9 protein-coding genes are annotated in these 11,684 nt (G+C 32.3%); 6 read left to right on the top strand and 3 right to left on the bottom strand.

Going from position 1 to position 11,684, the window contains the following annotated elements; translation table 11 throughout:
• Positions 1–167 precede the first annotated feature (167 nt).
• Entirely contained in the window at positions 168–1,325 is a 1,158-nt protein-coding gene (locus tag PLA12_13185) for a radical SAM protein (protein ID HOQ33446.1), read from the bottom strand.
• A 93-nt stretch (positions 1,326–1,418) separates the two neighbouring features.
• Between PLA12_13185 and PLA12_13180 the strand changes: the two genes are divergently transcribed.
• Entirely contained in the window at positions 1,419–3,242 is a 1,824-nt protein-coding gene (locus PLA12_13180) for an ASKHA domain-containing protein (protein ID HOQ33445.1), read from the top strand.
• Positions 3,243–3,249: 7 nt separating this feature from the next.
• On the opposite strand, the gene PLA12_13175 is transcribed toward PLA12_13180, so the two are convergent.
• Positions 3,250–4,428 carry a pyridoxal phosphate-dependent aminotransferase gene (locus PLA12_13175; protein HOQ33444.1) on the bottom strand — a complete coding sequence of 393 codons (1,179 nt, stop codon included), beginning with the start codon at positions 4,426–4,428 and terminating at the stop codon, positions 3,250–3,252.
• A gap of 89 nt (positions 4,429–4,517) precedes the next feature.
• Here PLA12_13175 and PLA12_13170 point away from each other — a divergent pair, with 89 nt between their 5' ends.
• Positions 4,518–6,002, top strand: a complete 1,485-nt coding sequence (locus PLA12_13170) for an MBL fold metallo-hydrolase (GenBank protein HOQ33443.1) — start codon at positions 4,518–4,520, stop codon at positions 6,000–6,002.
• Here PLA12_13170 and PLA12_13165 read toward each other — a convergent pair.
• Positions 5,999–6,496: a ferritin-like domain-containing protein gene (locus PLA12_13165; protein HOQ33442.1), complete on the bottom strand. Its 498-nt coding sequence runs from the start codon at positions 6,494–6,496 to the stop codon at positions 5,999–6,001. The two genes, PLA12_13170 and PLA12_13165, sit on opposite strands and share 4 nt — an antisense overlap.
• A gap of 92 nt (positions 6,497–6,588) precedes the next feature.
• On the opposite strand from PLA12_13165, the gene PLA12_13160 reads away from it, so the two are divergent.
• From PLA12_13160 to PLA12_13145, 4 genes are all read left to right on the top strand, one after another.
• Positions 6,589–7,125 (top strand): metallophosphoesterase family protein, encoded by a 537-nt coding sequence (locus PLA12_13160; protein ID HOQ33441.1) that lies wholly within the window; start codon positions 6,589–6,591, stop codon positions 7,123–7,125.
• A gap of 22 nt (positions 7,126–7,147) precedes the next feature.
• A complete protein-coding gene (locus PLA12_13155; protein HOQ33440.1) occupies positions 7,148–9,871 on the top strand; it encodes a family 78 glycoside hydrolase catalytic domain in 2,724 nt (907 codons plus the stop codon).
• A 19-nt stretch (positions 9,872–9,890) separates the two neighbouring features.
• Entirely contained in the window at positions 9,891–10,799 is a 909-nt protein-coding gene (locus PLA12_13150; protein HOQ33439.1) for a CHAD domain-containing protein, read from the top strand.
• 46 nt (positions 10,800–10,845) lie between these two features.
• The coding region (locus PLA12_13145) for an HDOD domain-containing protein (protein ID HOQ33438.1) at positions 10,846–11,684 on the top strand (839 nt) is incomplete at its 3' end.

The raw sequence follows: 11,684 nt of genomic DNA, 5'->3' as shown, positions 1-11,684 counted from the left end.
CCATCCTTTGTTTCTTTATAGGAACGGATATTTCGACTACAGACAATGACAGTAATTTTTGCCCATTGTTTTTGTTCTTGAATAGATTGAGAAATAAATTTCTCTATTCCTCCGACTACGGGAGGATATATATCTTTATATACATGGCATATATGCATAAAGAAACTTTAATAAAAAGAATATTTTTGAGTTCCTAAAAATGTATTAGGGTAAAAATGAAATTTTTCTATTTTCCCTTCAAAAAATAATTTAGTTGAAGGATGAGTTACCTGATATAACTGACTGCAATTAGCACATACAGGGTTTAGTTTTCCTGAGACATGTTGCCATCGCAGGTCTTTATATTTATCATTGAACCAAATTGATTTAAAATCAGAATCATAAATATTTCCCATAAGAAATTGATGATAACCAAGCGTATAACAACAGGGCATAAAATCGCCATTGGCTAATATAGTAGGTTTTTCCCACAAATCAAAACATGTAAGTATTCCTTCAGGAGGTGGTAAAACTTCATCAAAAGAATCAAAATCATGTGGGGGAATAACTTCAAAATCTGTAGAATTTAATGAGCGAATTAATTGCAATATTTCCTTCTTTTCATCAACGGAAAGGTTCTGAACACACTCATCTTTAATAGGTTTGCCATCAGGCAGCACTTTATCGTCAGGAATACCGATTGTGATTAAATGTTGAAAACATAACATATTAGCCCCTGTTTCTTTTAAAATTCGCACCATTTTCGGTATTTGATTTATCATACTTTTAAATAATATTGAATGGACGGCAATAATAGGATATTGCGAATTCTTTTTTCGTTTAATTTCTGCAAGAAGCTTTATATGGTCTAACACTCTTTGTAAAGAGTGATTTTTAGAGCCGGGTCGTATCCATAAATACAATTCTGGGTCAGTTGATTCAATAGAAACAGCAATTTTATCATGTTGAAGTTCGACCAGTTTTTCCGCTGTCTCTTCCGACATAATGGTTAGATTTGAATTAAAATAAGTTTCTAAATTTTTTTCTTTACAAAACCCTATAGCATTTAGCAAATCAAGGTATAATAAAGGTTCACCCAATCCCTGTATATGAACACCTTTTAAGTATTTATATTCATATATATCATCTATAATTTTTTTTAATATAGGAAAAGACAAGTCTTTATATTCCGAAATTTTATTACAACCATGAGGACACATAATACACTTAAGATTACAACGATTTGTAGGTTCAATTTGTAAAATAGTGGGAAAGACAGGGGCATTTATCCATGCAGATATAACAGACCTAATTTGTGCTGGCAAAAAATACCAAAACCCTTTCATATATAATTTCCAAATTATAAAAATTCCAATGATTTTTAATTATAATATCATACAAAATATCTGGGATTATGAATAACGAAGAAAGGACTACAATTGAACGATATATTAATAAAAATATTACCAGCAAATCAGGAAGTAAGAACAAAAAAAGGAAGTTATTTAATAGATGTTTTATACGAACATGGTTTTATAATCCCTTCTTCATGCGGTAAAAGAGGTATATGTGGCAAATGTTTAGTGGAGGTAGAATATACAAACAAAGGTAATGAAAATTCAACGAAAGAAAAATCCCATCTCCTTGTTAATTCCTGTCAATACATAGTAGAAAAAGATATTGCTGTTTCTTTACCTCAAGTCCAAATAGACAAACAAAAGGAAATATACAAATTTAAAAAACCCTATCAAATAAAAATTGAAACAAGTTTTAATCCCAATATTCAAGTATTAAAAGTAAATGTAGAAAAAGAAGAGATAAAAAAGTCGAAGTCCTATCAGGATTATTTTTTCAGTCTCATTGGTAAAAAAGATATATCCTTAGAAGTGTTAAAAAAAATAGCTTGTATTAAAAACGATATAACTAAATCTTATAATTTAATTTTCAGCAATAAACAAATAATAGACATTAAAAAAGAACGAGAATTTAATGGTATTTATGGTATCGCTATAGATTTAGGAACAACCTCTATTGCTATAGAACTCATAAATTTAATGTCTGGAGAAAATGTCGGAGACATATCTGAACTAAATCCACAAATATTATATGGTGATGATGTCATAAGTAGAATATCTTATGCTATACAATCAGAGGATAATACAAAATTAATGCAAAAAAGTGTTGTCTCGGGGATTAATAATCTTAATGAACAGTTAGTAAAGAAAATAGGTATAACTCAAAATGATATTTATGATGTGGTAGTTGCTGGAAATACAACAATGATACATCTGTTGTTAGGTATAGATCCTTCTTCACTTGGAGAATATCCATTTACACCTACTTTTTTAAGTAATATTACAATACCACCCAACAAAATAGGTATACATACACATCCAGAGGCACAAATGTATATTTATCCCGCTATAGGAGGTTTTGTAGGTGGAGATATAACTGCTGGCTTACTTGCTATAAATGCTATAAAAAAAGAGAAACCATTCCTTTTTGTAGATTTAGGCACTAATGGTGAAATTGTTATAGCAAAACAAGGACTTTTATATGCAACATCAACAGCAGTAGGCCCTGCTTTTGAAGGTGTAAGAATACAGTGTGGTATGAGAGCCTCAATAGGTGCTATAGAAAAAATAACATTGAATAATGATGATATAGATATAAAAGTAATTGGAAATATAGAGCCGTTAGGAATATGTGGTAGTGCCTTGATAGATTTATTAGCAATTCTTTTAAGATTAAAAATTATAAATACAAGTGGAAGAATGCTGTCGGAATCAGTAAACAACCCCAATGTCCCCGAAAAGATTCGAAAAAGAGTGAAAACAAATAACTCGGATGTCATTTTTGAAGTATTCCATGGAAAAAATAAAAAGATATTCCTTTCTTCTCGTGATGTCAGACAATTACAGTTATCATGCTCTGCCATAAAATGTGGAATAAAACTTTTAGCAAAAGAAGCCGATATAGGACTTCAAACATTTGAAAAAATATATATTGCTGGGACATTTGGTTTTTATCTGAACAGGAAAAATTTGAAAACGATTGGAATTATTCCAGAGGAAATTAATGAAGAAAAAATAGAGTTCGTTGGTAACAGTAGTCTGGCAGGAGCAAAATATGCTTTGATAAACAAAGATTTAAGAAATAATATCGAAGAAATATTAGGCATAATTAAACATATAGACCTATCTACTATTCCAGAATTTGAAGAAGAATTTGCCATGTCTACATTTTTCCCCGAATCTGAATAGATAGAAATTAACAGAAATATTTTATGATTCTTTGAATTCCCTCTCGGAATATATTTTCCTCAGGCAGTAAACTTATAATTAGATACAAATTTTCCTCAGGGAAACGAAACATACTACCTGGATGGACATAAACTCCCGTTTGATTTAATAAATCAATAATTAAATTATCCTCTGGTACCGTAATATTGCAAATTTTTACAACAAAATACCATCCGCCTTGAGGTAAGTAAGAATGGATATTAGAGCATTTACAAAACTGAGTTATTGCAAAATCAAGGTTTCGAGTTATCCTTTTTTGAATTTGTGCCTGTATAGAACCTTTTACTCGAAATAAATCTACCAATGCTATTTGAACCGGTGTATTAACAGAAAGATAGGTATCTGCAATTATTTCTAAACCTTCATGGAGTTCTTTTCTTATATTTTTAGGACAAGAGCAAACAATCCAACTTAATTTCAATTGAGGTAACGCTAATGTCTTGGAAATACCATTAAGAGTAAAAACAGGTATTTTATCGGAAAAAAGTAATTGAGGTGATTTATTGGAAAAAAGATAATTTCGAAACACCTCATCAATTACCACTGCAAGATTATACTTTTCTGCAAAAGAAAGTAAATCGTTAATTTCTTCATTTGAAAGTATATTTCCTGTCGGATTATTAGGTTGGACAAGAAATAAAAGTTTTGTTTTTTTACTTAAGCAGTTAATAATATTTTTTGTAGAAAAAATCCATGTATCTTTATTCTCTTCAAGATAGTAAGGGACAACTTTAACCAATTCTAATGATGCGATAAAATCAAGTAAAGGATAAGAAGGAGCAGGTATTAATATTTCATCACCGGGATTACAAATCAATTTGATAATATAAGAATAACCTTCAGATGTCCCAGATGTTAAAAATATGTCATCAACAGAAACAGAAAAACCAAGCGATGAATAATATAAGGATATGGTCTCTCTTGCCGTATAAAAACCTCTGGGAGTAGGCTCATATAACAAAGAACGGCTATTAGATAACGACTGCAATATTTCAGATTCGGGATATGGTAAATTCGCCTTTGTTGGATTAGAAAGCGTTAAGTCAAAGAGTTCTTTCCCTTGTAAAATATGCTTTTGATACGCCTCTGCAATTGGATTTAAACAACCCGATAGTTCATAATTTTCAAATCTCTTAGAAATAAACATTATAGAACCCTTAAAAATATTATAAAATATTGAAATAATAAAAGTTAATAAGAAACTTATATTTTATTAAAATTGATGGAGTTGATGAAATGAGTTTAAAACCTCCAAAACTTGCAGGTGTTTGTGTTGTTTGGAGAAGGAATAAACAGGATATAGAAGTTTTAGTTATAAAGAGAGGAAAAACTTTATCTTTTTTACCGGGACATCATGCTTTTCCAGGTGGTAGTGTGGAAGAAGAAGATAAAAAATGTGAAGTATATGGTTCTTGCCATGAAGTAATTAAAGGGGCTATGGTAGGAGCCATTCGAGAGACATTTGAAGAAACAGGTTATCTTCCTATACGCATAGAAAAAAGTATTTCTATGAAAGAGTTGGAAGAAGTATGGGAACGGTTTCATAAAAGAGAGATTGATTTTATAGAGGTGCAAAAGAAGTTTAATATCAAATTAAATATAGATGAATGTTTCTTTTCGGGACCATGGATTACCCCGCCCGGTTTATCCCAAAGATTTGAAACCTATTTTTTCTTTATTAAATGGAAACCCGAATATTATGTTATAGAAAGTGAAAAAAATAAAGAAGTTGATTTAATAGAATGGGATACACCTCAAAACATTTTATATCGGTGGCATAGACAGGAAATATCTCTTTCCACACCGGTTGCATTTATTTTAGAGCAGATAGAAGCCTTTTCTTTTCCCGAAGCATATCAATACCTAAAAAAAATCCCATGGACAGATAATGGCTATTCCTATTTCCATCCAAGGGCAGGTATACATATTTTTCCTTTACCTGCCCCACCTCATACATTTTTTAAGAATGTGAATTCAGTCGTTGTTGGTAAAAAAGAAATGATGATTATAGACCCCGGTGAAGGCGAAGAGGGAAGTGTCAAAGAAATGATTTATTGGTTGGAACATTTTATTAAATTAGGTTCGAAATACATAGGGGTTTGTATTACTCATGAACATCCAGACCATGCAAAAAGTATGGAATTTATATCCAAATATTTTGGTATTCCTAAATATGCTTCATTAGAATCTGCAAAAAGAGGAAGAATCCCCATTGATAAAACAATAGAAAATGAACAGCAGTTTCTATTAAGTGATAGAGACTTTCCATGGATAGTTAATACCATTTCTACTCCGGGACATGTGAAAGGACATCTTTGTTATTACGAAACAACAACTCAAACATTAATTGCAGGAGATATGATAAGTTCGGAAGGCCCTGTTCTAATTGACCCTGATGAGGAAGGCTCAATGTCAGAATACATGGATTCATTAAAAAAATTAAATAGACTGAAAATTGATTTATTAATTCCCGGTCATGGAATTCCCTGGTTCTATTTGCCGGGCAATATAATTATTGATAAATTAATACAACACCGTAAACAAAGAGAAGAAAAAATACTTCAAAACATAAACAAAGGTATCACTACCTTTGAAGAACTACTATTGAAATCTTACGATGATATTCCGCAAGAACGAATTATCTTGGCACGGCAGCAGTTAAAAGCCCATCTCTTCGATTTAAAACAAAGAGGTCTAATAAATAGAGAAATATTTTATTAACCCCTGGATGTCATCAAATCCAAATCTTCCAACAAAGCTTGTAGGTCTTCTTCATGCATAACTTCATCTTGAAGTATTTGTAAAACCATATTATATGTTACAGGGTCACCCTCCTTCGTTTCTGCAAGGAGTGCATTATAAGTTTGTATAGCACACTGTTCTCCCTTAATATTCTGTTCCAAAAGCACACGAACATAAGGGTCACTGGGAGGGTCATAACCGCAATTGGACAATTCATACCATTGTTTGGGGCTTTCCGCAGGAGAACCACCCAATTGAATAATTCTCTGGGCTACCATATCCGCATGTCTAAGTTCATCACCGGCGTGTTGTAAAAGTTCTGCCATTACTCCTTCTTTCATGGGACCTTTTGCCACCTTTGCTCCTAACCAATATTGATAATAAGCGAACCATTCATCGGAATAGGCTTTATTTAACAGAAGCAATAGATGTTCAACATCCATTTTTACAATTTCTCTACCTTTTGTTCCCATAAAATATCTCCTTTCTTTTTAATCTCTTTAATTTTGTAATCATTACCGAATTATATTATAACAGTATATCAAATAAGGTTAGGAAATTAAATATGGCTTATACCTCAATAGGTGTAATAAGTGATACACATGGGAACAATTTTTTGATGGAAAATGTCTGTTCCTATTTATTACATAAAGAAAAGGTTCATACTATTTACCATCTTGGAGATAATTATGAAGATGGTGAGTATTTAATTTCCGTAGGTTATCCAGTAAGGATTGTTCCGGGTTTGTGGTGCAACCAATTTGAAGATGGAAAAACACCCAAAGTTATTATTGAGGAAATTCATAATACGAAAATTGCTTTTGCCCATACAATAGACCTTATACTAAAAAGTCGAGGAAAGGAATGTCATATTTACTGTTTTGGACATACACATATCCCTATCATTAAAAAAGACAATAATAAAGTTTGGTTTAATCCTGGTCACTTAAAAAAACAAATTGACAGAGGGAATGAAGCAAGTTTTGGTATAATCAAATTTGAAACAAACCATATTTATTTTGAGATTATATCTGCGTGGGATATTGGTAATGTTGTCAAAAAAATTAAAACCGAATATTTGAATTTACAAGAGGAAACCTAAACTTAATATAAGGAGATAAAATATGTTAAAAACCTCTTTAGTCCCTTCAATTGCTTTTACATTGCTTATTACAGTAATTCCAACTGTAGCCCATTCACAAATACCTCCTGAGAATTTAAGGGTAGAGTATTTAACAAATCCTATGGGTATTGATACAAATATTCCCCGTTTCAGTTGGATTTTACCTGAGAAAGGATATGGCGTATTTCAGAAATCCTATCAAATACAGGTTTCAAAATCATTAGAAAAATTACTACAAAATCAACCCGATGTCTGGGATTCAGGGCAAGTCGAATCTGGAGAGAATGTCCATATAGAGTATGCAGGACCTGCATTAGAAAGTTTTACAAGATACTATTGGCGGGTTAGGATAACCTATCAAAGCGGAGAAACAACACATTTTAGTGAACCTGCCTATTTTGAAACGGCTTTCCTTAATCCGACACAAGAAATGACCGCAAAATGGATACGACATCCCGAAAAAGATGATGAACCCGTAAAGGATGATAAAAGAAAGGAATATGAACGAAAAAGAACATCACCTATGTTACGGAAAGTCTTTGAACTTACAAAACCTGTAAAACAAGCAAGGGCTTATGTCTCAGGTTTGGGTTATGTCGAATTACATATAAATGGACAAAAAGTAGGCGACCATCTTTTAGACCCTGCTTATACCGTATTTGAAAAAAGAACCCTATATGTTACACACGATGTAACTTCAATGTTAAAACAAGGTAAAAATGCAGTAGGGATGATGTTAGGACATGGATGGTGGAAAAAAACATGCACAGGATGGCTGGAATTACATGTAGTATATGAATATGGAACAAAAGAGAAAATCATTACAGATAATACATGGAAAGCAAGCACAGGACCTATTGTAAGTGAAAGTTTATATCATGGAGAAACCTATGATGCTCGTTTAGAGAAAAAGGATTGGGATACAGCCGACTATGATGATTCTAACTGGCTACCTGTTGCCATGTCAGAACATATACCTGAAAAATTGGTAGCACAGGTAATGCCTCCGATACAGGTTGTTGGTTATCTGAAACCAAAATCAATTACAAAACGAAATGATGGCGGTCCAGATAAAAATGAAGAGGTATATATTGTAGATTTTGGTCAAAATATGACAGGTGTAATAAAAATCAAGGCGCAAGGTCCAACAGGAACTAAGATAAGAATGAGACATGCAGAATTATTATACGAAGATGGGCGATTAAATGTTGAAAATATTCGAAGTGCAAAAGCAACAGATGAATACATCCTAAAAGGAGAAGGAGAAGAAGAATACATGCCCCGCTTTACTCAACATGGTTACCGTTATGCTGAAATAACCGGTTACCCCGGAGAACTAACCGAAGATAAATTAGAAGCCCAGATATTCCACTCCAATTTTGCCAAATCAGGTCATTTCGAGTGTGATAATCCCCTTATTAACAATATCCGTGATATCGTCCTTTGGGCTATTCAGGGGAACAATATGAGTGTTCCAACGGACTGTCCACAAAGGGATGAAAGAATGGGTTGGATGGGTGATGCACACCTTGCTTCTGAAGCAACAATTATGAATTTTGATGTTGCAGCATATTACCAGAAGTGGCTATGGGATATAGCCGATTCCCAAAGTCCAGAAGGATATGTTCCTGATACATGTCCTGCTAATATTTGGGGCGAAAAGAAAGGTTCTCCTCCGTGGGCAATTGCCTATCCATTAATTACATGGTATTCATGGAGATATTACCAGAACCGTCGTGTTGTAGAAATGCACTACGATAACCTTGTTCGTTGGTTCAAATCAATGGAGAAGGATGAAAAAGACGGAGTTATGGAATATTGCCATTATGGAGATTGGGTTGCACTCGAAAAATCCCCTATGGAACCCATAGGAACAGGATGCTATTACTGGACTGCAGTAGTTTTGGAAGAACTTGCAGGTGTATTAGGAAAACAAGATGATGCAAATTACTTCAATGCCAAGAAACAAAAAGTAGCAGAAGCATTTAATAATAAGTATTTTGACAAAGAAAAAGGCTATTACTGTTATGGTAAAGATAAAGATGGAACGCCTTATGAAGGCACTCAATTCCAGCAAATATTCCCATTATTCCTTGGTATTGCACAAGGAGAATACAAAGAACTCGCTCTAAAGAAACTTAGAGAAGAAATCGAAGTAAAACGCAATGCCCATTTATACTGCGGTATTTTAGGTGCAAAATATGTCTATGATGTATTAAATGACAATAACATGGCAGACCTTGCTTATAAGGTTGTATTACAAAAAGATTTCCCAAGTTATGGCTATATGATTGAATTAGGTGCTACTACATTATGGGAATTGTGGGAATATAAGACAGGTCCCGAAATGAATTCTCATAATCATCAAATGTTTGGTAGTGTAATGGATTGGTTCTTTGGTGGAATTGCGGGTATACGCCGCTTGCCAGAACCCGGCTACAAATATTTCACAATTGCTCCGAAACCGTGGGAAGGACCATTAAACTATGCTCAGGCTTACATTGACACAGTTCGTGGTCGTGCATTATCCCGTTGGGATAAAAATCCCGATGGTTCGTTAACTATGGTTATTAATATTCCGCCGAATAGTAAAGCAAAAGTAGTTGTTCCCAAAAAGGAAAACATGAAGGTAATTGTAAATCCGAAGGTAGAACCTGTAATAACAGAAGCAACACAGGATATATTTGAATTGCCCTCAGGAACATACAAATTCTTAGTGAAATAACCCCAACAGAAAGTAATAAATGCGTCAAGAAGGGGAAGTAAAATATTGTAATATCTCAAAAGACATATTTTTGAAACATATAGAGCATAATTACAAATTTATAAAAGAAAAACTTCCCCTTCTTGAAAAATTAGACCCTGATGCTATCCATGATATCCGTGTTACATCAAGAAGAAATAGAGCCTTATTTACTGAATATAAACATTTCTTACCGAAAGAAATTAAAAAACGATATGTGAGCGAAAATAAAAAGATAACAAAACTTCTTGGGAAAAGAAGAGAACTTGATGTCTTATATCAATTAATTATTTCTATTAAAAATGATAAACCCCAGGTCTTATCTGACTTTGCTTATGAATATCTCTTAAATTCTATAGATAAAATAAGAAAAAAGGAGGAGAAAAACTGCTTTCTTGCAAAACAAATATTAGAAAAAAGGGATGATAAGTGTTTCTCAGATTTTCAAATCCAATTTTTTACGAGACATTGTATATACAAGTATGGAAGGGATAGAATTTTATTAGCAATAAATAATGTTAATAATGAATATAAGTATATAAAAAAAATAAACAATCCTTTGAATGAAGAAATACACCAGTTTCGTATTATATTAAAAAAAACAAGATATTTGTTCGAAATATATAAAGAAATTTATAAAAATCCCTTAAACAAATGGCTAAATATTATGAAAGAAATTCAAAATTTTTTGGGAAACTGGAATGATTACCGTATTTTATTAATCACAATAGAGCAACAAGACAAAAAAGGTATCAAATTTAATGAATTAAAAGAATATATATATGATATACTTATTATGAATTTAAAAAAAGCAAAAATAACTGTGGAAGAAAATATTAACAGAGATTTTATAAAAACGAATAGAATAGAAATTAATAAAATATGTAATTCACATATCTGTTTGTTGTAAAATATTTATTATAACTTAAATAAATATGTAAGCTATGGAGAAGATAATGGAAGATATATATAAGAAACTCGAAATGAGTGAGGATTTGCCTACCCTACCTGTGGTAATGACTAAATTAATTGATGCTATTAACGATGATAATAGTTCCGCAGGGGATTTGACGAAAATAATGGAAAATGACCCAGCAATGTCCGCAAGAGTATTAAAATTAGCAAATTCAGCATTTTATTGGCTTCGTTTTAAAGTTGATAACTTAAAAAGGGCTATTGTAGTTTTAGGTTTTGAAACTGTTCGTATGTTAGCATTAAGTACCACAATATTAGATTTGTTCTCTGCTAAAAAGCAATTATCACTGGACCCCGAAGATTTTTGGATTCATTCTTTAGGTGCAGGAAAAACAGCACAAATATTATCCATAAAACTTAAAACGGAAATAGTTCCCGAAACGCTTTTTACTGCAGGATTACTGCATGATATTGGTAAATATTGTTTAGCACTTACATTAAAAGAAGAATACAAGATAGTAACAAAAAAAGGGAAGGATAATCAGACCCCCTTATACAAAGTGGAAAAAGAAAATCTTTCTCTCACATATTGTGATGTAAATGCCTGGTTAGCACAAAAATGGAACCTGCCGGAAACCTTGTATGCTCCTATGACAAATCATAATCAACCTGAAAATATGAGTAATAAATATCCACTGGAAACTTATATTGTTTATCTTGCAAGTGAAATATCAAGAGCAGAAAATTTTGGTATGGCAGGGGATTATAACAAAGTCAACATTAAATTTTTAACATCAATTTTCCCACAAATAAAAGAAAGCACTATAAAAGAAACGAGAGAAGAAATAAAAGAATATATATCAGATGCCAGAAAGTTCTT

It is taken from the genome of Candidatus Hydrogenedens sp. (assembly GCA_035378955.1).
Classification (GTDB): Bacteria; Hydrogenedentota; Hydrogenedentia; order Hydrogenedentales; family Hydrogenedentaceae; genus Hydrogenedens.
The sequence above is the reverse complement of the archived record's forward strand: the minus strand, read 5'-3'. Positions and strand labels throughout refer to the sequence as shown.